This window comes from Pseudomonas sp. Pseusp49 (assembly GCF_059491875.1).
In genome coordinates, this window is record NZ_CP168514.1 from 6419150 (window position 1) to 6444274 (window position 25125).

A 25125-nucleotide genomic window follows, 5' to 3' on the forward strand; every position below is an offset into this window, starting at 1 on the left:
GCAGCCGCTTGGGGAGTGCACTACATAGTTACCGCCTGACACCTTTCCGGATGATCCACAGTGGTTTGCGCAAATACCTGCAAACCACTGAGGATGTACACGGATGAACATCTCCCGCAACACGCTGGTGCTGTCCTTTATTGCCTGGTTGCCGCTCATGGCTGCCGCGGCTTCCCCCCCTGCAACACAAGACTTCTTGCTGGATAACGGTCTCAAGGTCGTCGTGCGCGAGGACCACCGGTCCCCCATCGTCACCGCCCAACTCTGGATCAAGGTCGGCTCAAGCTACGAACTGCCCGGTCAGTCGGGCCTGTCCCACGCCCTCGAACACATGGTGTACAAGGGCAGCAGCAAAGCCTGCGCCGGAGAGTTCGCGGCGATACTGGACAAACTGGGGGCCAGCCAAAACGCCTTTACCGGCACCGACTTCACGGTCTTTCACCAGACACTGTCTTCCGGACGCGCCGGCGTCGCTTTCGAAATACTCGCCGACCTGATGAGCACGGCCGAGCTGGATGCACAGGACTTTACGCCGGAACTCAAGGTCATTCAGGAAGAGCGTCGGATGCGTGTTGATGATGAAATCACCACTTCGGCTCACGAACGACTGAACAGCATTGCCTACCCGACCAGCGGCTACCGCACCTCGACAATTGGCTGGATGCACGACCTGCGACGAATGAACGCCGTGCAATTGCAGCAGTGGTATCAGGCCTGGTACTCGCCGGACAATGCGACGCTGGTGGTCGTTGGCGATGTTTCACCTGAGCGGATCAAGGCGCTGGCACAGCAGTACTTCGGCCACCTGCAGCGGCGTGCAACACCCATGACTCCCGTCCCCATTGAGTTGGCTGATGCCGGCGAGCGGTCATTGACCCTGCATGCACCGATATCGTCCCCGCGCCTGATCATGAGTTTCAACACACCCAGCCTGGCCACGGCTGAAAATCGCCGGAGCGCTCATGCCTTGCGCCTGCTCAATACGTTACTGGCCGGGTCCAACAGCGCGCGGATCAAACAGCAACTGCAACTGAGCGAGGCGATATTTACCGAAGTCCAGGCAGAGTACGACGCCTTCAATCGTGGCGATTCGTTGCTCACTATCAGCACACAGCTCAACCCGGACAAGCTCAACGACCCTGACGAAGTCCTCGCCCGTGTCTGGCAAGTGATCGATTCACTGAAAAGCAAGGCACCGGAACCCGCAGAACTGGAGCGCGCGAAAAACATCCTGATCGCCAACACGGTTTATGCACAGGACGATCTGGAAGCGCAGGCCAGTGCCCTTGGCTTGCTGGAAAGTATCGGCCTCGACTGGCGGTTGGCCGATCAGGATACGGATGAGCTGAACCAGGTCACCCCCAAGGACATTCAACACGCCGCAATCACTTACCTGACGCGTGAGCGCCTGACTACCGCGAAAATCTTGCCGGAGAAAAACAATGGATAAGTTCAAAGGCCTCATCAATGGATTGATCATGGCGGGCATGCTGTTGAGTACTCAGGTCCATGCCGCTGCAACCACGGCACACCGGAAGCCAGGGCTGCAATCACTCAATGAACCACAGACTCCGGCTATCCACCGCACGCTGTCGATCAAGGGCTACAAAACTCACAGCGGGACCAAGATCCTGTTCATCCGCACCCCGGGCCTGCCGATGTTTGATGCCTTGGTGAGCTTTGCCGCCGGCAGCGCCCATACCCCCCATCAACCCGGCCTGGCAGCGGTGACCCTCAGCCTTTTGAATGAGGGCGTGGCAGGCAAGGACGTCAATGCCATACAGGCGACGTTCGATAATCTGGGTGCAAGGATGGACATGGGTATCGGCAAGGACCAGGCCTGGTTTTCCCTGCGCAGCCTGAGTGACGAAACACGGCGTACTCCAGCTTTGGAACTGTTTGCCCAGGTACTCGGCAAACCGCTGTTGCCGCAGGCATCCCTGCCTGCGGTGAAATCCCAACTGCAGTACTTTCTGGACCTCGAGGATCAGTCCCCTGCCACTCAAGCCCGACAAGTGAACCTCGGCCAACTGTTTCCCGACCACGGTTATGCTCAGTCCCTCTACGGCACCCGGGCCGGGCTTGCCTCCATCACCCGCACTCAGGCGCAAGACTTTCATCGCGAGGCTTATGCCGCAGCCAATGCTCAGATCACACTGGTCGGCGACCTCACCGAGGAAGAAGCCCAGCGCATCGGTGCACAGATATCCGCAGCCTTGCCCCTGGGGCAGGCCACTGCCGCGATCCAGTCAGTGACAAGTCCAACGGCCCCGAGTCTGTTGCGGGTTGAGCGACCATCGGCCCAGGCTTACCTGCGCCTTGCCCAGCCAAGTGTCCTGCGCAGCAGTCCGGACTACGACGCGCTGCAGATGGCCATGCGGGTTTTCACCAACCGACTGAGCAATGAACTCCGTGAACGCCGTGGCCTGACCTACCACGTTGAAGCCGGCCTCTCAGCCCTTCAGGCACAAGGGTTGCTGACCATTAAATTACAGACCCCACCCGAGCAGGTCGATGCCGTGCTGGCCCATATCAAGACGATGTTCAGCGACTTCCTGGCCCAAGGGCCGACCCAAGAGGAACTTGACGACAGCCAGCAGCAACTGGCCGGTAACGCACCGTTGAACAGCGCTACCAATGCGCAGATTCTGGACCTGTTGTACGCCATCAGTGCCCACAATCTGCCGCTGGACCTCGACTTCTCCACGCAAGCCGCCTTGACGCTGAACCTCGCATCCATCAAAACCGCGCTCAACCGGCATTACCACGCCGACCAATGGCGCGTTGTCATCCTGGGGCCGAAGGCAGATCAACAACCGCTACCCGCTCCAATCGAAAGCGCAACCAACGCCATGTGTCGCGCACCTGACGAGATTGTGGCAAGTTAGTTACCCCCCGACGACGCGGTCGCGGCGCTGTCCCGCCGCGTCTTCGGGCAGACCCATGAGCACTTTCTCCGAGAATCGCTGTGCACCCGCACCCCGCAATGGCCCAGTCACCGTTCACCCCAGCCTTCGGCCTCGGCAATCCGCACTTGCAAACCTTGTGGGGGCCGCTGTGGCGTAAAACCGTGCACATCGGCCGCGAACGCGAACGCCTGTGGCTTGAAGATGGCGACTTTCTCGATCTGGACTGGCACGGTCCGCACAGCGCCGACGCGCCTTTGGTGCTGGTGCTGCATGGGCTCACCGGGTCCTCGAATTCACCTTATGTCGCCGGCCTGCAAAAAGCCCTGGGTGACCGGGGCTGGGCCAGCGTCGCGCTGAACTGGCGCGGTTGCTCGGGCGAACCCAATCTGCTGCCACGCAGCTACCATTCCGGTGCCAGTGAAGACCTGGCCGAAGCGATCAAACACTTGCGGGCCAAACGACCTCTCGCACCACTCTTTGCGGTGGGTTACTCCCTCGGGGGTAATGTTCTGCTCAAGCATCTGGGCGAAACCGGCAGCGACAGCGGCGTGACGGCCGCCGTTGCGGTATCGGTGCCGTTCCGCCTGGACCAGTGCGCCGACCGCATCGGCCAGGGTTTCTCCAAGGTTTACCAGGCACATTTCATGCGCGAGATGGTCGCCTACATCAAGAACAAACAGCGACAGTTCCAGCACGACGGACGCGAGGATGGACTGGCCGCATTGGCTGCGCTCGGCTCGCTGGAAAACATGCGTACGTTCTGGGATTTCGATGGCCGGGTTACCGCACCGCTGAACGGTTTTGTCGATGCCGAGGACTATTATCGCCGCGCCTCGAGCCGCTACTTCCTCGGCGAGATTCGTACGCCGACCTTGATGATTCAGGCCGCCGACGATCCCTTCGTGTTTCCCCACAGCCTGCCGCACGCCGATGAGTTGTCCGCATCCACGCAATTCGAGCTGCAAGCCAGGGGCGGGCATGTCGGCTTCGTCGACGGCACGCTCAGGCAACCGGGTTACTACCTTGAACGGCGCATCCCCGAGTGGCTGGCCGCCACAGGGCGCGCCTGAGTCATGGACGCTGACCAGGGCGAGTCAATCCACTTCTGGCAAACCCCGCCCCTGGCCGGGGTCGAGTTGTTGTCCGCCCGCTACATCGATCATCGTTTTGCCCCGCATGTGCATGACGGCTATGTGATCGGCATGATCATGGCCGGTGCCCAGCGTTATCGCTATCGCGGTGCCGAACACCTGGCTGGCAGCGGCACGCTGGTGCTGATCAACCCCGACGAATTGCATACCGGCCACAAAGGCACCGAGGATGGCTGGCTTTACCGGGCGTTTTATCCGGACAGCGGGCAGATAACCTCGCTGTTGGCCGAACTCGAACTGCCGACCCACCACCTGCCGGCTTTCGGTGCCACGCTGTATCGCGACCAGGATCTGGTGAACGGCTTCTGCCAACTCCATCGCTTGCTGGAAAGCCCCGCCACCGCCTTGCAGCAACAAACGGTCTGGCGCGAACTGGTGCTGTCGCTGTTGCAGCGTCATGCGGCGGTACCCGATGCCGCTAAACCCGGCAAGGAACACCGGGCCGTGAGCCTGGCCAAGGAATTGCTACACGCGCAACTGGCAGCACCGCCCTCACTGGAGACGCTGGCGGCGGCGGTCAACCTATCGCCCTTCCATTTCGCCCGGGTGTTCCGCCGGGCCACCGGCATGCCGCCGCACACCTGGCTGATGCAACAGCGCATCGCCCGGGCGCGGGCGTTACTGCAGAGTGGCTGTCTGCCGCTGGACGTCGCCATGCAGCTGGGGTTTGCCGACCAGAGCCACCTGAGTCGACAGTTCAAGCAGGTGTATGGGGTTGGACCGGGGGCGTATCGCACAGCTCGGCTTTAAAAAACTAAAAGATCGCAGCCTTCGGCAGCTCCTACATGGTATGAGTACATCTGTAGGAGCTGCCGAAGGCTGCGATCTTTTGATCCTGCTTTTGCCTCATTCGCCTGTGGCTATGCCCCGCGCAGGCTCGTTGATCCACTCACTCCACGACCCGGCATACAACGAACCCAACGGATAACCGGCCAGACACAACGCAAAAAGGTTGTGGCACGCCGTCACGCCGGAACCGCAGTACGCCACCAGATCCTTCGGCGAACGATCGCCCAGTTTTGCGGCAAAGCGCTGCTTGAGCTGATCGGCCGGCAGAAAACGCCCGTCACTGCCCAGATTGTCGGTAAACGCCGCACATTGAGCGCCAGGAATGTGCCCGGCAATCGGATCGATCGGTTCCACTTCCCCCTTGAAACGCGGCAGTGCGCGGGCATCGAGCAGGGTCAGTTCCGGCCGGGAGAGGCGCTTTTGCAGCCGTTCGGCACTGATCAGCAATGCCGTGTCAGGACTGCCGGTGAAGGATCCACGAGTAATCGCCGGCGCATCCAGGCTCAGCGGCAAACCGGCCGCGTGCCAGGCTTTGAGACCGCCATCGAGGATAAATACACCGTCGCGTTTGCCCAACCAGGCCAGCAACCACCAGGCCCGCGCCGCATAGGCCCCCGGACCGTCGTCGTACAGAACCACTTCGCTATCGGCGTTGATGCCCCAGGCCTGCAGGCGCTCGATCAGTTGCGCAGGCTCGGGCAGCGGATGGCGCCCGGTCACGCCCTTGACCACCACGCCACTCAGATCACGCTCGAGGTCGGCGTAGCTCGCACCGGCGATGTGCCCCTCGGCATAGCTGCGCTGACCGTAATCCGGGTCTTCAAGGGCAAAACGACAATCCAGAATCACCAGCCCCGCCTGGTCCTTTTTCAGGTCCAGTGCTTGCGGGCTGATCAGTTGCGCAATGGGCATAACGGGCTCCTGTGATTTTTATCAGACGTCGATCCTACGACACTTCCTCGAGCGCCTGGGCCAGGGGCACGTAAAACTCTTCGAACAAGGCCTTGACCGCATCGCGGGACTGATCCGTGACGAACCCGGCTTCCAGCACCAGCACCTGATAAACCCCGCGTTTAATGGCCTGTTCGCTCAAGTGGCTGGAGTTTTCCCGCGTGGTGCACAGGAAGCGCACCCAGGACGTGAGGATGATCCAGGCATTGAGCGTCAGGGATTCGATCTGCACTTTGTCCATCTCCAGGATACCGGCGGCGACAAAACCTTCGTAGATCGCCGCCCCCTGGATCAGGCAACGCTGGGAGAAACGTCGATAGCGGTCGGCCAGGTCCGGATCACTGTCGAGCAAATGTTCGAGATCGCGATGCAGAAAGCGGTAGCGCCACATCGCCGACAGCAGCTCCTTGAGGTAGAAGCGTTTGTCTTCCACCGTGGCGGCGCGCCCTTGGGGCGGGCGCAGGAAGCTGTCCACCAGGCTTTCGTACTCGCTGAACAGCACGGCGATGATCGCCTGCTTGTTAGGGAAGTGGTAGTACAGGTTGCCCGGGGAAATTTCCATATGGGCAGCAATGTGGTTGGTACTGATGCTGCGCTCGCCCTGCTGGTTGAACAGCTCCAGGCTGTTCTGCACGATGCGCTCGCTGGTTTTGATCCGTGGGGCCATGGCTTGAGCTTAAATTCAGAGTGCGTTGACGGGCATCTTAGATCTATCCGCGAGCGGATAAAACAAAGCTGTTCCAGGATGTCATTTGACTTTTTAGAGCATAGACTCTAAAAAGTACTTCATTACAATAAATCCGGAGCCGACCATGACTGCTGACATTTCCTACCTGCAAAACCTACAGCAGCCGCTGGAAGAGCTTCAGGCCCTGTTTGACGCCCAGCGTGCTGCCTACGCCGCCAACCCGATGCCACCCGCCGCGCAGCGTCAGCAATGGCTCAAGGCCCTGAAGGATTTATTGAACAGCGAACGCCAGGCCTTGATCGACGCGATCAGCCAGGACTTCAGCCATCGCAGCGCCGATGAAACCCTGGTTGCCGAACTGATGCCCAGCCTGCACGGTATCCATTACGCCAGCAAACGCCTCAAGGGCTGGATGCGAGCTTCGCGGCGCAAGGTCGGTGTCGCTTTCCAGCCCGCCTCTGCCAAAGTCGTTTACCAACCGCTGGGCGTGGTCGGGGTCATCGTGCCGTGGAACTACCCGCTGTACCTGGCCATCGGTCCGTTGGTCGGCGCGCTGTCGGCGGGCAACCGGGTGATGCTCAAGCTCAGTGAGTCGACCCCCGCGACCGGCCTGCTGATGAAGCAACTGCTGGCGCGCATCTTCCCCGAAGACCTGGTGTGCGTGGTCCTTGGCGAGGCAGACATTGGCGTGGCGTTTTCACGTCTGCCGTTCGATCACCTGCTGTTCACCGGCGCCACCAGCATCGGCAAACACGTGATGCGCGCCGCTGCGGAAAACCTGACCCCGGTGACCCTTGAGCTGGGCGGCAAGTCCCCGGCCATCGTTTCCCGCGATGTACCGCTCAAGGACGCCGCCGAGCGCATCGCCTTCGGTAAAACCCTGAACGCCGGCCAGACCTGCGTGGCCCCGGACTATGTGCTGGTGCCGGAGGATCGCGTGGGCGGTTTCGTCGAAGCCTACCGCTCTGCCGTCCGCGGGTTTTATCCGACGCTGGCCGACAATCCGGACTACACCGCGATCATCAATGAGCGACAACTGGCGCGCCTCAACGGCTATATCAGCGACGCCACCAGCAAGGGTGCGCTGCTGATGCCGCTGTTCGACCAGGGCCAGGGTCGCCGCATGAGCCATAGCCTGCTGCTCAATGTCACTGACGAGATGACGGTGATGCAGGACGAAATCTTCGGGCCGCTGTTGCCGATCGTGCCGTACAAGGATCTGGACCAGGCCTTTGCCTACATCAATCAACGCCCGCGCCCACTGGCGCTGTACTACTTCGGCTACGACAAGCGCGAACAACAGCGCGTGCTGCACGAAACCCACTCCGGCGGCGTGTGCCTGAACGACACGCTGCTGCACGTCGCCCAGGACGACATGCCGTTCGGCGGCATCGGTGCCTCGGGCATGGGTCACTACCATGGCCATGAAGGCTTCCTGACCTTCAGCAAGGCCAAGGGTGTCTTGATCAAGCAGCGGTTCAACGCGGCGAAACTGATTTACCCGCCGTATGGCAAATCGATCCAGAAGCTGATCCAGAAGCTGTTCATCCGCTAACGATCATCACCGCCGGGAAATAACAAGAATGAATCCCAGTCTGTCCGATACACCCGCGCTGTCACGGCGCGGGTTGCTTAAATTCAGCCTCGGCGCCAGCGCCTTTCTCGCCACTGCCGGGTTGGGCGCCAGCCTCAGCGGCTGTTCGGCGAGCGCCCCGGCCAGTGGCTTCGTCACACTGCGCAGCGGCGACCTGCTGTTCTTGCGAGCGTTGATTCCGGTCATGCTCGACGGCGCCGTGACCTCCGAACGGATGCCCGAGGCTGTCGAAGGCACACTCAAAAGCCTGGATTACAACCTCGCGCGTCTGTCGCCGGAAATGCTCAAACTGACCCGCCAACTGTTCGATGTGCTGGGCATGGCCGTCACCCGCGGACCGTTGACCGGGATCTGGGGCAGCTGGGCAAACGCCAGCGCCGACGATATCCGGCAATTCCTCGATCGTTGGGAAAACAGCTCGTTGAGCCTGTTGCGCATGGGCCACAGCTCTTTGCTGCAACTGGTGATGATGGCCTGGTACGGTCGCAAGGAATCGTGGGCGCATTGCGGGTATCCCGGGCCGCCTACTGTCTGAAATCGAGTCGCCCCCTTCGCGGGCAAGCCCGCTCCCACATTGACCGCGTGCCCCTGTGGGAGCGGGCTTGCTCGCGAAGGCGTCAGTCTTATCACCACAGCACCTGAACCATAATAAAAAGAGAACCCGAAGATGCCCGTACCCGATCCGTTTCGCGAAGGCATGGCCCGAGGCTGGAAAACCTACAACGGCTCACAACTGACCCAGGACCTGACACTCGAAGCAGACGTGGCGATCATCGGCAGCGGTGCTGGCGGCGGCACCACCGCCGAAATCCTCAGCGCGGCCGGTTACAAAGTGCTGCTGATCGAGGAAGGCCCGCTCAAGACCAGCAGCGACTTCAAGCTGCTCGAAGACCAGGCCTACAGCAGCCTCTATCAGGAAGGCATCGGCCGCATGAGCAAGGATGGCGCAATCACCATCCTCCAGGGCCGGGCGGTGGGCGGCACCACGCTGATCAACTGGACCTCCAGTTTCCGCACCCCGGAACCGACCCTGGAACACTGGGCCAAAGAGCACAACGTCAAGGGTCACAGCCCGGCGGACATGGCGCCGTGGTTCGAGAAAATGGAGCAGCGCCTGGGCGTCGCGCCTTGGATGGTGCCGCCCAACGCCAACAATGATGTGATCCGCAAGGGCTGCCAGGAACTGGGTTACAGCTGGCACGTCATCCCGCGCAACGTTCGCGGCTGCTGGAACCTCGGTTACTGCGGCATGGGCTGCCCGACCAACGCCAAGCAATCGATGATGGTCACCACCATTCCGGCGACCCTGGAAAAAGGCGGCGAACTGCTTTACCTGGCCCGCGCCGAAAAACTCACGATCAGCGGCGACAAGATCACCGGCCTGCACTGTTCGGCGATGGATGAACGCTGCGTCGCACCGACCGGGCGCACCATCACGGTCAAGGCGCGGCATTTCGTGCTGGCCGGTGGCGGCATCAACAGCCCGGCCTTGCTGATGCGCTCCGGGGCACCCGACCCGCACAAGCGCCTGGGCAAACGTACGTTCCTGCATCCGGTGAACATGTCCGCCGCGTTGTTCGACGAAGTCGTCAACCCGTTCTACGGCGCGCCGCAGTCGATCTATTCCGACCATTTCCAGTGGCAGGACGGCACAACCGGCAAAATGTCCTTCAAACTGGAGGTCCCGCCATTGCATCCGGCGCTGGCCGCCACCTTGCTCGGCGGTTTCGGCCAGGAGAATTCGCAACACATGGCTAACCTGCCCCACACCCACGCCATGCTGGCGTTGCTACGGGACGGCTTTCACCCGGACAGCCCCGGTGGCAGCGTCGAATTGCGCAGCGACGACACACCGGTGCTGGATTACCAGCTCTCACCTTACGCTTGGGACGGCTTGCGCCGGGCCTTTCATACCATGGCCGAGATCCAGTTTGCCGGTGGCGCCAGGGCCGTGATGCCGATGCACGCCGACGCCCGTTACGTGAAGACCCTCGCCGAAGCCCGTACGCTGATCGATGGCCTGAGCCTGGAGTTGTACCGCACACGCCTGGGCAGTGCCCATGTGATGGGCGGCTGCGCCATGGGTGAAGACCCGACAAACGCAGTGACCGACAGCCTCGGCCGACACCATCAGTTGGGCAATCTGTCGATCCACGACGGCTCGCTGTTCCCCACCAGCATTGGCGCCAATCCGCAATTGTCGGTCTACGGACTGACGGCACAACTGGCGACTTCCCTGGCCGAGCGTTTAAAAAACTCATGAAAATGACGATTATTCCCATCGTCTATAGTGCTTTCTTACCCAACAGGCGACTTGGCCGACCGGGAAGGCTGCGATACCATCCGACTCCCCAACGGATTCCCGCCAGGACGACGCGATGAACCGAGTGTTGTACCCAGGTACCTTCGACCCTATTACCAAGGGCCATGGCGATCTGGTCGAACGCGCCTCGCGCCTGTTCGATCACGTGATCATCGCCGTCGCGGCCAGCCCGAAGAAAAACCCGCTGTTTCCTCTGGAACAACGGGTGGAACTGGCGCGCGAGGTCACTAAACATCTGCCGAACGTTGAAGTCGTCGGTTTCTCGACGCTGCTGGCGCATTTCGCCAAAGAGCAGAATGCCAACGTGTTCCTGCGTGGTTTGCGTGCGGTGTCGGACTTCGAATACGAATTCCAGCTGGCCAACATGAACCGCCAACTGGCGCCGGATGTGGAAAGCCTGTTCCTGACCCCGTCCGAGCGTTACTCGTTCATTTCCTCGACGCTGGTCCGTGAAATTGCGGCCCTGGGTGGCGATATCACCAAGTTCGTACACCCTGCGGTGGCGGACGCACTGACCGAGCGATTCAAGAAATAACCCCGCAATACTGTAGGAGCGAGCCTGCTCGCGATGGACGTCAACGATAACGCGGGAAACCTGACACCCCGCGGCGTTCTCGGCTTCATCGCCAGCAAGCTGGCTCCTACAGTGCGTCGCCCCTGCGTGCAACACAGGCGCCAATGCGGCACAATTGTACGCATTGGTTTATTGCGCCCGGGCCTGCCGCCCCGGCTGGAGTTAGCATGTCCCTGATCATCACCGACGATTGCATCAACTGCGACGTCTGCGAACCCGAGTGCCCGAACGCCGCCATTTCCCAGGGCGAAGAGATCTACGTGATCGACCCGAACCTGTGCACCCAGTGTGTCGGCCACTACGACGAACCGCAGTGCCAGCAGGTCTGCCCGGTGGATTGCATTCCACTGGACGAAGCCCATCCGGAGACTGAAGAACAGTTGATGGAGAAGTACCGCAAGATTACCGGCAAGGCTTGACGCACCAAAAGATCGCAGCCTGCGGCAGCTCCTACAGAAAACACAATTCCCCTGTAGGAGCTGCCGAAGGCTGCGATCTTTTGACTTTCAGCTCTGACAACGCGGGCAAAAAACGCTGGCACGCTGCCCCAGCTTCACTTCCCGCAGCCCCGTGCCACAGACCTTGCAGTGTTCGCCACCACGGCCGTACACGAACAGTTCCTGCTGGAAATAACCAGGCTGACCGTCACCACCGATAAAGTCCCGCAGCGTGGTACCGCCGCGCTCGATGGCAGCCGCCAGGATGCGCTTGATCTCGATGGACAGTTTCAAATACCGCGCACGGGAAATGCTCTTGGCTTCACGACGCGGGTCGATTCCAGCGGCGAACAACGCTTCGGTCGCGTAGATATTGCCGACGCCCACCACCACCGCGTTATCCATGATGAACGGCTTGACCGCCATCGAACGGCCACGGGACTGCTGGAACAGGCGCTCGCCGTCGAACAGGTCGGTCAGCGGTTCCGGCCCCAGGCGAATCAGCAATTCGTGATTGAGCGGGTCGAGGCTCCAGAGCATGGCGCCAAAGCGCCGCGGATCGGTGTAACGCAGGGCCAGGCCCGACTCCAGCTCGATGTCCACATGCTCATGCTTGGCCGCCGGCAACCCGGCCTCCACCAGGCGCAAGTTGCCTGACATGCCCAAATGGCTGATCAAGGTGCCGACTTCGGCGTTGATCAGCAGGTACTTGGCGCGCCGCTCCACCAATACGATGCGCTGGCCGGACAGGCGCACATCGAGGTCCTCGGGGATCGGCCAGCGCAGACGGCGATCTCGCACGATCACCCGGCTGACGCGCTGGCCTTCCAGGTACGGCGCGATGCCGCGACGGGTGGTTTCGACTTCTGGCAATTCAGGCATGGTGCTCTCGGATCAGGCGCATGGCCTGGAAAGGTCCGACACTCAGCGATGAGTGCCGAGGTCGCGGATCGTCTGCTTGAGCGTCTCGAAGTCGTAATCCGAGAGGCCGACATAATCGAGCACCAGCGGCGCGATGCTGTTCCACTCGTGATCTTCGGCCTGATTGCCCAGCACCCGATGCGACGCGCAAATGTGCTCGGCCATTTTCAGGATCGCCAACAGGTTCTTCAACGAACTGTTGCGCGAAGTCTCATCGCTGAATACCGCCAACGCATTGTGATGATTGGCGATCGCCGCGCTCACATGTTCCGGCAGACGCCAGGACTTGGCCGTGTAATAGCCGACCACCGAGTGATTGGTATTGAACACCTGATTCTCCGTGTCCACCACCCGGCATTCGGCACTGGCGTTGGCATAGGCCTGCTCCAGAACCCCCATGTAGTCGGGGAAACGCTGGAGCATCAAGGGCACGCCACAGTCGTGGAACAGGCCCAGGGCATAGGCCTCGTCGCCACTTTCAACGCCGATGCGCTTGGCCAGGGTCAGGCAAGTCATGGCCACGTCCTGAGCGGTGTCCCAGAAACGGTTCAGGGTGACAATGGTGTCGTCATTCATCTCGCCCTTGATCGACTGTGCATTGATCAGGTTGATGACCGAGCGGCTACCCAGCAGATTGACCGCGCGCTGGATCGAGGCAATCTTGTTGCTCAACCCGTAATACGGCGAATTGACGATCTTCAGCAGAGAACCGGAAAGGCCCGGATCCTGGGATATCAGCTTGGCAATGACTTCCAGATCCGGGTCGGGCATGTACTGCTCCATCTGCAAATCCACCATGATCTGCGGCTGGGCCGGTACGCTGATGCCCTGCAGGGCTTGTTGGATCTGTTCGGAAGTCAGCTCTTGGGACATAGGTACACACTCTGGGTCAGACGGCGATTCTAACCTTTATGAAGTTGGATCCGACATACCAAATCGCACTCTGTGGCGAGGGGGCTTGCCCCCGTTCGGTTGCGCAGCAGCCGCCAAGCAGGCGAATGGGATGTGTCTGATATACCGTAGTTGCAGATTTCAGGGCCGCTTCGCGACCCAACGGGGGCAAGCCCCCTCGCCACATGTCCACTTGCAGGCCAATCCGGGGTCCCAACACGCTATACTCCCGCTCTTTTTTCCGGAGCGACGACATGTCCCTGCCTAGCCTGCGCCTCAAAGCCAACGCCGACCGTCGTCTGCGCAACGGTCACTTGTGGGTCTACAGCAACGAAATCGATGTAGCCGCTACGCCTTTGCACGGTTTCAAGGCCGGTGACCAGGCGATCCTCGAAGCCGCCGGCGGCAAGCCGCTGGGCATCGTTGCCATGAGCCCGAACAACCTGATCTGCGCCCGAGTGCTGTCGCGCGACATCAAGCTGCCGCTAGACAAATCGCTGCTGGTGCACCGCCTGAACGTGGCCCTGTCCCTGCGCGAGCGCCTGTTCGACAAGCCGTTCTATCGCCTGGTCTACGGCGACTCCGACCTGCTGCCAGGCCTGGTGGTCGACCGTTTCGGCGACATCCTGGTGGTGCAGATCGCCTCGGCGACCATGGAAGCCCACAAAGACGACGTGATTGCAGCACTGACCCAAGTGCTCAAGCCAAGCGGCATCCTGTTCAAGAACGACTCCGCCGCCCGTGACGCCGAAGGCCTCACCCGCTACGTCGAAACCGTGTTCGGCCTGGTGCCGGAGTGGGTCGCGCTGGAAGAAAACGGCGTGAAATTCGAAGCGCCAGTCATCCAGGGTCAGAAAACCGGCTGGTTCTACGACCACCGCATGAACCGCGCACGCCTGGCGCCGTACGCCAAAGGCAAACGCGTGCTGGACCTGTACAGCTACATCGGCGGCTGGGGCGTACAGGCTGCCGCGTTCGGCGCCAGCGAAGTGTTCTGCGTCGACGCCTCGGCCTTCGCCCTTGACGGCGTCGAGCGCAACGCCGCGCTGAACGGCTTCGCCGAGAAAATGACCTGCATCGAAGGTGACGTGTTCGAAGCCCTCAAAGAACTGAAAGCCAGCGAAGAACGCTTCGACGTGATCGTGGCCGACCCGCCGGCGTTCATCAAACGCAAGAAAGACATGAAAAACGGCGAAGGCGCCTACCGCCGCCTGAACGAGCAAGCCATGCGCCTGCTCACCAAGGACGGCATCCTGGTCAGCGCATCCTGCTCGATGCACCTGCCGGAAGACGACCTGCAGAACATCCTGTTGACCAGCGCCCGCCACCTGGACCGCAATATCCAGATGCTGGAACGTGGCGGCCAGGGGCCGGATCATCCGGTGCATCCGGCGATTGCGGAAACCCGTTACATCAAGAGCATTACTTGCCGCTTGCTGCCAAACAGCTAAAACGCTGGCGCTCCCGTACTGGGCTGAACCAGTGCGGGAGCGATGCCCCGCCCAACACAGACAAGAACATTCCTACAGCTGATCAGGAACGATCCCACTGCCCAGCAGATTGACTTCGCCCGCCATCAAACCAATCCTCGACTCCTCGCAAAGTTCGAGTAAATGGGCTGATGACACACTCAGAAGACACTGCAAAAAAATCATCAGCCATTCTACTGCTGCTGACCATGACGCTGCTGAGCGTCTTTCCCCTTGATGTTTTGCTCCCTTCCTTTCCCGCTCTGGCCAAACACTTTCGGACCACGACTGCGGATATTTCCCTGTCCATCAGCCTCTTCGCTGTCGGCATCTCTCTGTCTCAGCTACTGATCGGCCCCCTATCCGATGTTATCGGCCGAAAAGGGCTATTACTGGCGGGTATGGCGGTATCGATTGTCGGTGCAACTGGGTGCATCCTGACCTCCGAATACGTCTGGTTTCTGTTTTTTCGGATGCTGCAGGCCATCGGCTGCGGTTGCTTCGTGCTGTCGCAGGCGCTGGTCCAGGATCTGTTTGAAGGCAAGGAGCGGGATCGGCTGCGGATTCTGATGGTCACTGCCAGCGGGGTATTCATTTCCGTCTCGCCGTTGTTGGGCAGTGTCTTGCAGCAAGCACTTGATTGGCCCGGTAGCTTTTTCCTGTTTATAGCCTTGGCCGTCGTCGTGTTTCTGAAGGCGTGTTTCATGCTGGAAGACCAGCGACCTGCCGTGACCTCACGCCAGAACATTTTCCACGCCTATCGTCGGGTGTGTGGCAATGCGAGCTTCTTGGGCTATTGGTTGATCGCGGCCATCGCTTTTACCTGCCATTTTTCCTTTATCGTCGTTTCGCCGTTGATCTTCATGGATCAGCTACGCATGTCGCCCTATGCATTCTCCCTGACCCTTCTGCTCTATGGCGCGGCTTATATCATTGGAGGCATCGCCGCCCGGATGCTTTCCAGCCGGATAACACCCAATACTCAAATCATCGTCGGCTTGGGCCTGATTTTCTTCTCGGGAGTGGTGATGCTTTTACTCGCAAGCAGGCTTGGACTTTCGATCCTGACGGTATTGGTGCCGATGATCATCTGCACCGCCGGCACGACCATTGCCCGCCCCATTGCCACATCCAAAGCGATGGACGTGTTTGAGGACAACGCCGGCACTTCGGCGTCGGCCGGGAACACACTGGTTTTCATTTTTGGCGGCTTGACCAGCGCATTGATCAATCTAAGTGGTATAGATCTGCAAACGACCCTGGCACTGGCGTTCCTGCTGCTCAGCGCGGTGGCGCTCGGCCTTAATACCCTGATCAATCGCCGCCCTTCCTGTAGGAGCGAGCTTGCTCGCGATGGTCGTCAACGATAACGCGGGGAACCTGATACCCCGCGGCGTCTTTGAATTCATCGCGAGCAGGCTCGCTCCTACAGGTGCAGGACACATCCTGATCCACTACCGAAGCGACAATCTCCCACCCCACGCCTACCGTTTTCTCTTCCCATCACCGAAGAGGACAACGGAATGTCCAATACGCCAAAAGCCCATCTATTACGCACAGGTCGGCACTCGCAATCCGGTCGCATCTATCACCTGACCGCTGTCACCCATGAACGACAACCATTCTTCCAGGATTGGCGCACTGGCCGCTTTTTGGTGCACGAGTTCAGAAGGGCTCAGGAAGCCGGCCATGCCACGTCAATAGCCTGGGTAGTCATGCCGGATCACTTCCACTGGCTGATTGAATTGCACAACGGCGATTTACCGAAACTGGTGCAAGCCACCAAATCTCGCTGCACACGCCTCATCAATCAGCAACGGGATCTACATGCTCCTGTATGGCAAAAGGGCTACTTCGACCGAGCCCTGCGTCGCGAGGAAGATCTGAAAGCCATCGCCCGATACATCATCGCCAACCCCCTACGCGCAGGCCTCGTCGACCATATCGGCGGCTACCCACTCTGGGACGCCATCTGGCTCTGACGCACAAATCACTGTAGGAGCGAGCCTGCTCGCGATGGTCGTCAACGATAACGCGGGAAACCCGGTACCCCGCGGCGCTCTCAGGTTTATCGCGAGCAGGCTCGCTCCTACAGGAAATGGAGTGCCCGCACGTCTTGTGAATGCTACCTCCAGGTTTGCAGGCATTCCCTCCAGCCGCCAGCCGTGTAGAATCGCGAACATTCATCGCCAGTCATCCCCGGCGGGTTTATGAGCTCAAGCTGAAGCGCGCGGCGATCCCGCAAAGTTATCGGCAACTTCCGGACACGCGGCCATTTCTGAGTGTTCCAGACGTCAATAGAAGCTCACTTCCCTTTTGATACCTGATTAGCCGCCCGGAGTGCTTCATGCCTGATTACCGCTCGAAAACATCCACCCACGGCCGCAACATGGCCGGCGCCCGCGCACTGTGGCGCGCCACGGGGATGAAAGATGACGACTTCAAGAAGCCGATCATCGCCATTGCCAACTCGTTCACCCAGTTCGTACCGGGCCACGTGCACCTCAAGGACCTGGGGCAACTGGTCGCCCGCGAGATCGAACGCGCTGGCGGCGTGGCCAAGGAGTTCAACACCATCGCTGTCGATGACGGCATCGCCATGGGCCACGACGGCATGCTGTATTCGCTGCCGAGCCGCGAGATCATCGCCGACTCCGTCGAGTACATGGTCAACGCCCACTGCGCCGACGCCATCGTGTGCATTTCCAACTGCGACAAGATCACCCCTGGCATGCTGATGGCGTCCCTGCGCCTGAACATCCCGGTGATCTTCGTCTCCGGCGGCCCGATGGAAGCCGGCAAGACCAAACTCGCCTCCCACGGCCTCGACCTGGTCGACGCCATGGTGATCGCCGCCGACTCCAGCGCTTCTGACGAGAAAGTCGCTGAGTACGAGCGCAGTGCCTGCCCGACCTGCGGTTCGTGCTCCGGCATGTTCACCGCCAACTCGATGAACTGCCTGGTTGAAGCGCTGGGCCTGGCCTTGCCGGGCAACGGTTCGACCCTGGCCACCCACAGCGACCGCGAGCAGCTGTTCCTGCAGGCTGGCCGCACCATCGTCGAGCTGTGCAAGCGTTACTACGGCGAGAACGACGAGTCGGTGTTGCCGCGCAACATCGCCAACTTCCAGGCCTTTGAAAACGCCATGACCCTGGACATCGCCATGGGCGGTTCCACCAACACCATCCTGCACTTGCTGGCCGCTGCCCAGGAAGCCGAGATCGATTTCGACCTGCGCGACATCGACCGTCTGTCCCGTCACGTACCGCAACTGTGCAAGGTCGCGCCGAACATCCAGAAGTACCACATGGAAGACGTGCACCGCGCTGGTGGCATCTTCAGCATCCTCGGTTCGCTGGCCCGTGGCGGCCTGCTGCACACCCAGCTGCCGACCGTGCACAGCCGCAGCATGGAAGAAGCCATCGCCAAGTGGGACATCACCCAGACCAACGACGAAGCCGTGCATCACTTCTTCAAGGCCGGTCCGGCGGGCATCCCGACGCAAACCGCGTTCAGCCAGTCGACCCGTTGGGAAACCTTGGACGACGACCGTGAAAACGGCTGCATCCGCAGTGTCGAGCACGCTTACTCGAAAGAGGGCGGCCTGGCCGTGCTCTACGGCAACATCGCCCTGGACGGCTGCGTGGTGAAAACCGCTGGCGTCGACGAGTCGATCCATGTCTTCGAAGGCAACGCGAAGATCTTCGAAAGCCAGGACAGCGCCGTGCGCGGCATCCTCGCCGACGAAGTGAAGGAAGGTGACATCGTCATCATTCGCTACGAAGGTCCGAAAGGCGGCCCGGGCATGCAGGAAATGCTCTACCCGACCTCGTACCTGAAATCCAAAGGCCTGGGCAAAGCCTGCGCCCTGCTCACCGACGGCCGCTTCTCCGGCGGCACCTCGGGCCTGTCCATCGGCCACGCTTCGCCTGAAGCGGCTGCCGGCGGCGCAATCGGCCTGGTGCAGGACGGCGACAAGGTGCTGATCGATATTCCGAACCGCTCGATCAACCTGTTGGTCAGCGACGAAGAACTGGCCACTCGCCGGGTCGAGCAGGACAAGAAAGGCTGGAAACCGGTTGAGGTGCGTCCACGTAAAGTGACCACCGCACTGAAAGCCTACGCCCTGCTGGCCACCAGTGCCGACAAGGGTGCTGTGCGTAACAAGGCGATGCTTGACGGGCTTTGATGCTTGATCGCTGAACAAAAAATACCCCGCCAAGTGCGGGGTATTTTGTTTCCACAGCTCCTACAGGGGATTTTCAAACCGGGGTTATTGGATTTCTTCGGGTTTGACGATGACCCAGTTCTTGTCGGCAGTCACCGTCAAGCCTTCCTTCGCCTGGGCCGCGGCGTTCTTGGCCATCATGCCCTGGATCTGGGTCATGTATTTGTCCTTGCGGTTGACCCACAGGTGGATGCCGCCCTTGGCCACGTCAACGCTGTGGAACAGCATGTAGCCGTCGCTGCTCGGGGTATCGCCGCCCACCAGCACCGGTTTTTTCCACTGATCGATGTAGGTCAGGATCGCCGCCTGCTTGCCGGCCATCCAGGTCGCCGGGGTCCACAGGTACGGGGTCAGTTCGAGGCCGAGGTTGGCCTTCTCGTCATATTTGCCGTCAGTGATCTGCTTGCGCGCGGTGGTCAGTTCGCCCGTCTTCGGGTCCTTGAGCAGCAGCGACACGCCGATCACGTTTTGCGGTTTGACGTTGTAGCCGTACTTCGGATCGGCCGCGACCATGCGCACCAGTTCTTCGGAGGCGGCGGTCATCACGTAGACCTCGATGCCGTTCTCCATCAGTTTGTTGTACAGCTCCTGCTGGCCGGTGAAGATTTTCGGCGGGTTGACGTCGAGTTTCTTGACCACGTCGCCTTCGTAATAAGTCGCCGGCACCGGCTTGCCGGACGCCATCATCTCGTCGACATAGCCCTTGAGCTCCTTGAGGGTAAAGCCGGAGAAGACCTGAGCGACCCATGGATAGCAAACCATGTCGTCGACTTCGCAGAGGCGGTAGTAGTAGCTGAACAGGCTTTCCTTGTGGTCGGCGGTGTCCTTGAACGGCATCAGCTTCAGGGAGGGATCGAGCTTGTCGCGGGTGATCAGGCCCTTGTTCTCCATGAACGGCAGCAACGACTCTTCGAGGTCGTAGCGGTAACTGGTGTTGTCCATGTCGAACACCGCGTAGTTACCCTTGTTGGCGTTGGCGGCGATCATCGCGTCCAGCGCCTTGGCCTGATCGGCTGGCCAGTGTTTCAGATCCGTTGCGAAAACCTGGCCGGCAAGGCCCAGGCAAAGTGCTGCAGCCAGTAATTTCGGTGCGAACTTCATTGGCGTTTCTCCCTGAATGTGAAAGAGATCGACGCTAACAAATAAGTGTGACAGTCCTCGTCTGTCAGCGACCGCCCGCGTCCCTTTCGCGCCAGCTGCATTTCTGACAGCGACACCCGCTTATTCCAAAAACGACGGATATCATACGTTTTTGATATTAATTCATTAGTTTTCAAGCTGTTAGGCTTTCCGGTTCGCGGTTGCCCAAGGGTGCAACCAGCACAAGTCTTATCGGAGTCTTCATGAATCTGCCGCTGTTCCTCAACCTGCTGGTGTTCCTCGCTTTGCTCTTCGGCCTGGCGCAAACCCGCCACACGACATGGAGCCTGGCGAAAAAAGTCCTGCTCGCGCTGGGGCTGGGCGTGGCGTTCGGTGTGGCGTTGCACACGGTCTACGGTGCCGGCAACCCGGTACTGAAAGCCTCGATCGGTTGGTTCGATCTGGTGGGCAACGGCTATGTGCAATTGCTGCAAATGATCGTGATCCCGCTGGTGTTCGCCTCGATCCTCAGCGCCGTGGCCCGTCTGCACAACGCCTCGTCGTTGGGCAAGATCAGCATCCTGACCATCGGCACGCTGCTGTTCACCACGGCCATCGCCGCGCTGATCGGCATCGGCCTGACCAACCTGTTCGGCCTGACCGCCGAAGGCCTGGTGGCCGGCACTCAGGAAATGGCGCGCCTGCAAACCATCCAGACCGACTACGCCGGCAAGGTCGCCGACCTGAATGTGCCGCAGCTGCTGCTGTCGTTCATCCCGCAAAACCCCTTCGCCGATCTGGCGCGGGCCAAGCCGACGTCGATCATCAGCGTGGTGATTTTCGCTGCGTTCCTGGGTGTCGCGGCGCTGCAACTGCTCAAGGATGATGCCGAGAAAGGTCAGAAAGTGATCAACGCCATCGACACCCTGCAAGCCTGGGTGATGCGTCTGGTGCGCCTGGTGATGAAGCTGACCCCGTACGGTGTGCTGGCGCTGATGACCAAAGTGGTCGCCGGTTCCAACCTGCAAGACATCATCAAGCTCGGCAGTTTCGTGGTGGTGTCCTACATCGGCCTGGGCTTGATGTTCGTGGTGCATGGCGTGCTGGTGTCGGCCGCCGGGATCAACCCGCTGCGGTTCTTCCGCAAGATTTGGCCGGTACTGACGTTTGCCTTCACCAGCCGCTCCAGCGCAGCGACGATTCCGTTGAGCATCGAAGCGCAGACCAGCCGCCTGGGCATCCCGCAATCCATCGCCAGTTTCGCCGCCTCGTTCGGCGCGACCATTGGCCAGAACGGCTGTGCCGGTCTGTACCCGGCGATGTTGGCGGTGATGGTGGCGCCGACCGTGGGCATCAACCCGCTGGATCCGCTGTGGATTGCGACGCTGGTGGCGATTGTGACGCTGAGCTCGGCCGGTGTGGCCGGTGTCGGTGGCGGCGCGACCTTTGCCGCGTTGATCGTGCTGCCGGCGATGGGCTTGCCGGTGTCACTGGTGGCGTTGCTGATTTCGGTCGAGCCACTGATTGATATGGGGCGTACGGCGCTGAACGTGAGTGGTTCGATGACGGCCGGGGCGATCACCAGTCAGGTGATGCAGCAGACGGACAAGGCACTGCTGGATGCGGATGAGCATTCGGCGTTGGCGCACGCTTGACTGTTTAGCCAGGATCAAAAGATCGCAGGCTTCGCCAGCTCCTGCAGGGGAATTGCGTTCACCCTGTAGGAGCTGCCGCAGGCTGCGATCTTTAAGCCTTTTCCCACACTTCGAAGCTGTACGCCGGCTTACCGTCTAATGCCGGGTTTTCAACGTTGGAAACCAGTTTCCATTCCTTCAAATCAAACTCCGGAAACCACGCATCCCCTTCCGGGTTCAGCGCCACGCGGGTCAGGTACAACCGGTCAGCCTGCGCCAGCCCTTGCGCATACAACTGCGCGCCGCCAATCAGCATCAACTCATCGACGCCCTGTTCCTTCGCCCATGCTTCGGCGCGAACGACGGCGGCTTCCAGCGACGGATAAACCTCCGCGCCTTCGAGCTGCAGATCCGCCTGACGACTGACCACGATGTTCAGGCGGCCCGGCAGCGGACGACCGAGGGAATCCCAGGTCTTGCGCCCCATGATGATCGGCTTGCCGAGGGTGGTGGCCTTGAAATATTTGAAGTCCCCCGGCAAGTGCCAGGGCATGCTGTTATCGACGCCGATCACACGGTTTTCACCGAGGGCTGCGATCAGGCTGAGGGGGAGTGATTTAGTCATGCCGGCGAGGATACCAGAGCCTCGCTTTCGCCGATAAGCGCCACAGCGGTTATGCTCACAGCTCATTTAAGCGACGGGATGCCGCGTGACTGAACTCAATACCCTCTGGCTGACAGAAACCATCCGCCTGCGCGAAGAACACGCAGGTCCACTGGAAGACCTGGAAGCCAACCGACTGGCCCGCAGCGCCGGCGGCGATTTGCCGGCGCGCATTCAACGCCGCGCCCTGTGGCTGGCTGAACGCGATGGCCTGACGACAGCCCTCAATCACTGGCTGCAAGGCTCGCGGCTGGCGCTGCTGGTGTTGGCGGTACTGGCCGTGATCAGCGGCGCCGGCCTTGCCTTCGCGGCTATGGGCGACGGCCTGCACCCGGTGAATGTGTTCTGGGCCTTGGGCAGCCTGCTCGGGCTCAATCTGGTCCTGCTGCTGAGCTGGGCCCTGGGGCTGGTATTTGCCGGCGAACACGGCGCCAGCCTCGGACGCCTGTGGCTATGGCTCAGTGAAAAACTCGCTCGTGACGCCAAGGCCGCGCAGTTGGCCCCCGCCCTGCTCCTGTTACTGCAACGGCAGAAACTCAATCGCTGGGCCATCGGCGTACTGGTCAACAGCCTGTGGCTGCTGGCGATGCTCAGCGCGTTGGTGATCCTGCTGATGTTGATGGCGACCCGGCGCTACGGCTTCGTCTGGGAAACCACGATCCTCAGTGCCGACACCTTTATCGCCGTCACTCAGGTGCTGGGTGCGTTGCCGGCCCTGCTTGGCTTCAGTGTGCCGACCGTGGAGATGATCCGCGCCAGTGGCGATGCCGCACTGAACATCGAAAGCGCTCGCCAGGCCTGGGCCGCCTGGCTGGTGGGCGTACTGCTGGTCTACGGCGTTTTGCCGCGTCTGCTGCTCGCGCTGTTTTGCCTGTGGCGCTGGAAGACAGGGCAAACGGCGCTGCGCCTGGATTTGAACCTGCCCGGCTACGCGCAACTGCGCGAACGCTTGATGCCCACCAGCGAACGCCTCGGCGTCAGCGATGCGGCACCGGCGCAACTGCATCGCGTGGAAAGCGGTGTCACCGAGCAGCAAAGCGACGGGGCGCTGTTGGTCGCCATCGAACTGGACGACCAACGCCCGTGGCCACCGCAGTTGCCGAAAAACGTCAGTAACGCGGGTATCCTCGACAGTCGCGAATCGCGGCACAAACTCCTCGAACAACTGAGCCGCTTTCCCCCGGCACGCCTGGCCATCGCCTGTGATCCACGGCGTTCGCCGGATCGCGGCAGCCTGGCCTTGATTGCCGAACTGGCCCGCAGCGCCAGCGCCACCCGCGTGTGGTTGCTGCAGGCGCCGCCCGGTGAAGCGCTGGACGCCGAGCGCCTGGGCGACTGGCACGTGGCGCTGCAACAGCTTGAGTTGCCGTTTGCCGATTGTGCACCGATGAACTGGCTGGAGACGGGTCATGACTGACACCAGGAAGCAGCCTTTGAAACTCGCCGTGGTCGGTCACACCAACGTCGGTAAAACCTCGTTGTTGCGCACCCTGACCCGCGATGTCGGTTTCGGTGAAGTGTCCCATCGTCCCAGTACCACGCGACACGTCGAAGGCGCCCGTCTTTCGGTGGACGGCGAGCCACTGCTCGACCTCTACGACACCCCTGGCCTGGAAGACGCCATCGCCCTGCTCGATTACCTCGAACGCCTGGAGCGCCCGGGTGAACGCCTCGACGGTCCGGCACGCCTGTCGCGTTTCCTTGAGGGCAGCGAAGCCCGGCAACGCTTCGAACAGGAAGCCAAGGTGCTGCGCCAGTTGCTGGCGTCGGATGCCGGTCTTTATGTGATCGACGCCCGTGAGCCGGTGCTGGCCAAGTATCGCGACGAGCTGGAAGTGTTGGCCAGTTGCGGCAAACCCTTGCTGCCGGTGCTGAATTTCGTCAGCAGCGCCAACCACCGCGAACCGGCCTGGCGTGAAGCGCTGGCGCGGCTGGGCTTGCATGCCCTGGTGCGTTTCGACAGTGTCGCGCCGCCGGAAGATGGCGAGCGTCGACTCTATGAAAGTCTCGCCCTGCTGCTGGAAACGGCCCGGCCGCAACTCGAGCGCCTGATCGCCGATCAGCAGGCCCAGCGCCTGGCTCGCCAGCAAAGCGCGGAGCGACTGATTGCCGAATTGCTGATCGATTGCGCGGCTTGCCGGCGCAGCGTGGTCAGTGAAGCCGAGCAGGAACAACAGGCGATCAGCGAATTGCGTAAGTCCGTACGCCAGCGCGAGCAGCGTTGCGTCGAGGCCCTGCTCAAGCTCTACGCCTTCCGCCCACAGGATGCCGCCGCCAGTGATTTACCGCTGCTCGATGGCCGTTGGGGTGATGACCTGTTCAACCCGGAAACCCTCAAGCAACTGGGTGTGCGCGTCGGTGGTGGAATTGCCGCAGGTGCCGCTGCCGGGGCCGGGGTCGATTTACTGGTGGGCGGGATTACCCTCGGCGCCGCTGCACTGGCCGGCGCCATCGCCGGTGGCGCCCTGCAAACCGCGCGCAGTTATGGCAGCCGCTTGCTGGGCAAGATCAAGGGCCAGCGCGAACTGACGGTGGATGACAACGTGCTGCGCCTGTTGGCGCTGCGCCAGCGGCAATTGCTGCGAGCGCTGAACGCCCGTGGGCATGCGGCGATGGACAGCATCCAGGTGGCCACGCCTCAGGAAAAGAGTTGGCGCGAAGGCAAACTGCCTGAGGCTTTGAACAAGGCGCGGGCGCATCCGCAGTGGTCGTCGCTTAATCCGCATCCGAAGTTGAATCAGGCGGAGCGGCAGGAGCAGGTTGAGGTGTTGGCCAAGCAACTCTGAGAGTATTCGTTCCCGCATGATGCAGGAACGAATACA

Annotated in this window: 22 protein-coding genes; 16 read left to right on the forward strand and 6 right to left on the reverse strand. The window is 60.9% G+C overall.

Annotated elements, in window-relative coordinates; all coding sequences use genetic code 11:
* Positions 1-103 precede the first annotated feature (103 nt).
* The 4 genes from ACEN83_RS28725 to ACEN83_RS28740 all read left to right on the forward strand — a co-directional run bounded on the left by ACEN83_RS28725 (position 104) and on the right by ACEN83_RS28740 (position 4810).
* On the forward strand, positions 104-1450 hold the full coding sequence (locus ACEN83_RS28725) for a M16 family metallopeptidase (RefSeq protein ID WP_495578996.1): 1347 nt from the start codon (positions 104-106) through the stop codon (positions 1448-1450).
* On the forward strand, positions 1443-2888 hold the full coding sequence (locus tag ACEN83_RS28730; protein ID WP_495578997.1) for a M16 family metallopeptidase: 1446 nt from the start codon (positions 1443-1445) through the stop codon (positions 2886-2888). Before ACEN83_RS28725 ends, ACEN83_RS28730 begins: the two co-directional genes overlap by 8 nt.
* A 98-nt stretch (positions 2889-2986) precedes the next feature.
* The gene (locus tag ACEN83_RS28735) at positions 2987-3979 is read left to right on the forward strand and encodes a hydrolase (protein WP_495578998.1); all 993 of its coding nucleotides are present in this window, start codon (positions 2987-2989) and stop codon (positions 3977-3979) included.
* Positions 3980-3982: 3 nt separating this feature from the next.
* Positions 3983-4810, forward strand: a complete 828-nt coding sequence (locus ACEN83_RS28740) for an AraC family ligand binding domain-containing protein (protein WP_495578999.1) — start codon at positions 3983-3985, stop codon at positions 4808-4810.
* A gap of 96 nt (positions 4811-4906) precedes the next feature.
* On the opposite strand, the gene ACEN83_RS28745 is transcribed toward ACEN83_RS28740, so the two are convergent.
* Complete coding sequence (locus ACEN83_RS28745) at positions 4907-5761, reverse strand: sulfurtransferase (RefSeq protein ID WP_218481154.1); 855 nt, start codon at positions 5759-5761, stop codon at positions 4907-4909.
* Positions 5762-5795: 34 nt separating this feature from the next.
* Positions 5796-6467, reverse strand: coding sequence for a TetR/AcrR family transcriptional regulator (locus tag ACEN83_RS28750; RefSeq protein WP_007975372.1), 672 nt, complete (start codon positions 6465-6467; stop codon positions 5796-5798).
* A 145-nt stretch (positions 6468-6612) separates the two neighbouring features.
* On the opposite strand from ACEN83_RS28750, the gene ACEN83_RS28755 reads away from it, so the two are divergent.
* From ACEN83_RS28755 to ACEN83_RS28775, 5 genes are all read left to right on the forward strand, one after another.
* Positions 6613-8043, forward strand: coding sequence for a coniferyl aldehyde dehydrogenase (locus ACEN83_RS28755; protein ID WP_007975371.1), 1431 nt, complete (start codon positions 6613-6615; stop codon positions 8041-8043).
* 28 nt (positions 8044-8071) lie between these two features.
* Positions 8072-8617, forward strand: a complete 546-nt coding sequence (locus tag ACEN83_RS28760) for a twin-arginine translocation pathway signal protein (RefSeq protein ID WP_495579000.1) — start codon at positions 8072-8074, stop codon at positions 8615-8617.
* 132 nt (positions 8618-8749) lie between these two features.
* On the forward strand, positions 8750-10345 hold the full coding sequence (locus ACEN83_RS28765; RefSeq protein ID WP_495579001.1) for a GMC family oxidoreductase: 1596 nt from the start codon (positions 8750-8752) through the stop codon (positions 10343-10345).
* 115 nt (positions 10346-10460) lie between these two features.
* Entirely contained in the window at positions 10461-10940 is a 480-nt protein-coding gene (gene coaD / locus ACEN83_RS28770) for a pantetheine-phosphate adenylyltransferase (RefSeq protein WP_007975368.1), read from the forward strand.
* 206 nt (positions 10941-11146) lie between these two features.
* A complete protein-coding gene (locus ACEN83_RS28775; RefSeq protein ID WP_003195146.1) occupies positions 11147-11398 on the forward strand; it encodes a YfhL family 4Fe-4S dicluster ferredoxin in 252 nt (83 codons plus the stop codon).
* Between the two features lie 87 nt (positions 11399-11485).
* On the opposite strand, the gene mutM is transcribed toward ACEN83_RS28775, so the two are convergent.
* Entirely contained in the window at positions 11486-12298 is an 813-nt protein-coding gene (gene mutM, locus ACEN83_RS28780; protein ID WP_495579002.1) for a bifunctional DNA-formamidopyrimidine glycosylase/DNA-(apurinic or apyrimidinic site) lyase, read from the reverse strand.
* Positions 12299-12340: 42 nt separating this feature from the next.
* On the reverse strand, positions 12341-13210 hold the full coding sequence (locus tag ACEN83_RS28785; protein WP_495579003.1) for an HDOD domain-containing protein: 870 nt from the start codon (positions 13208-13210) through the stop codon (positions 12341-12343).
* A gap of 272 nt (positions 13211-13482) precedes the next feature.
* Here ACEN83_RS28785 and ACEN83_RS28790 point away from each other — a divergent pair, with 272 nt between their 5' ends.
* The 4 genes from ACEN83_RS28790 to ilvD all read left to right on the forward strand — a co-directional run bounded on the left by ACEN83_RS28790 (position 13483) and on the right by ilvD (position 18886).
* Positions 13483-14679 carry a class I SAM-dependent rRNA methyltransferase gene (locus ACEN83_RS28790; RefSeq protein ID WP_007978942.1) on the forward strand — a complete coding sequence of 399 codons (1197 nt, stop codon included), beginning with the start codon at positions 13483-13485 and terminating at the stop codon, positions 14677-14679.
* 170 nt (positions 14680-14849) lie between these two features.
* On the forward strand, positions 14850-16067 hold the full coding sequence (locus ACEN83_RS28795) for an MFS transporter (protein WP_495579004.1): 1218 nt from the start codon (positions 14850-14852) through the stop codon (positions 16065-16067).
* A gap of 153 nt (positions 16068-16220) precedes the next feature.
* Positions 16221-16679 carry an REP-associated tyrosine transposase gene (locus ACEN83_RS28800; RefSeq protein WP_495579005.1) on the forward strand — a complete coding sequence of 153 codons (459 nt, stop codon included), beginning with the start codon at positions 16221-16223 and terminating at the stop codon, positions 16677-16679.
* Positions 16680-17044: 365 nt separating this feature from the next.
* Entirely contained in the window at positions 17045-18886 is a 1842-nt protein-coding gene (gene ilvD, locus ACEN83_RS28805) for a dihydroxy-acid dehydratase (RefSeq protein WP_495579006.1), read from the forward strand.
* Between the two features lie 84 nt (positions 18887-18970).
* Here ilvD and ACEN83_RS28810 read toward each other — a convergent pair whose 3' ends face one another.
* A complete protein-coding gene (locus ACEN83_RS28810; RefSeq protein ID WP_218481148.1) occupies positions 18971-20026 on the reverse strand; it encodes an HAD family hydrolase in 1056 nt (351 codons plus the stop codon).
* A 242-nt stretch (positions 20027-20268) separates the two neighbouring features.
* On the opposite strand from ACEN83_RS28810, the gene ACEN83_RS28815 reads away from it, so the two are divergent.
* Entirely contained in the window at positions 20269-21660 is a 1392-nt protein-coding gene (locus ACEN83_RS28815) for an L-cystine transporter (RefSeq protein WP_495579007.1), read from the forward strand.
* 91 nt (positions 21661-21751) lie between these two features.
* Here the strand turns inward: ACEN83_RS28815 and ACEN83_RS28820 are convergent, their stop codons facing one another.
* Complete coding sequence (locus ACEN83_RS28820; protein WP_495579008.1) at positions 21752-22264, reverse strand: dihydrofolate reductase; 513 nt, start codon at positions 22262-22264, stop codon at positions 21752-21754.
* A gap of 85 nt (positions 22265-22349) precedes the next feature.
* Here ACEN83_RS28820 and ACEN83_RS28825 point away from each other — a divergent pair, with 85 nt between their 5' ends.
* Together ACEN83_RS28825 and ACEN83_RS28830 are read left to right on the forward strand one after the other, a co-directional pair.
* Positions 22350-23720, forward strand: coding sequence for a DUF2868 domain-containing protein (locus tag ACEN83_RS28825; RefSeq protein WP_495579009.1), 1371 nt, complete (start codon positions 22350-22352; stop codon positions 23718-23720).
* Entirely contained in the window at positions 23713-25089 is a 1377-nt protein-coding gene (locus tag ACEN83_RS28830; RefSeq protein WP_495579010.1) for a GTPase/DUF3482 domain-containing protein, read from the forward strand. The genes ACEN83_RS28825 and ACEN83_RS28830 overlap by 8 nt, the downstream gene beginning before the upstream one ends.
* The last annotated feature ends 36 nt before the right edge of the window (positions 25090-25125 follow it).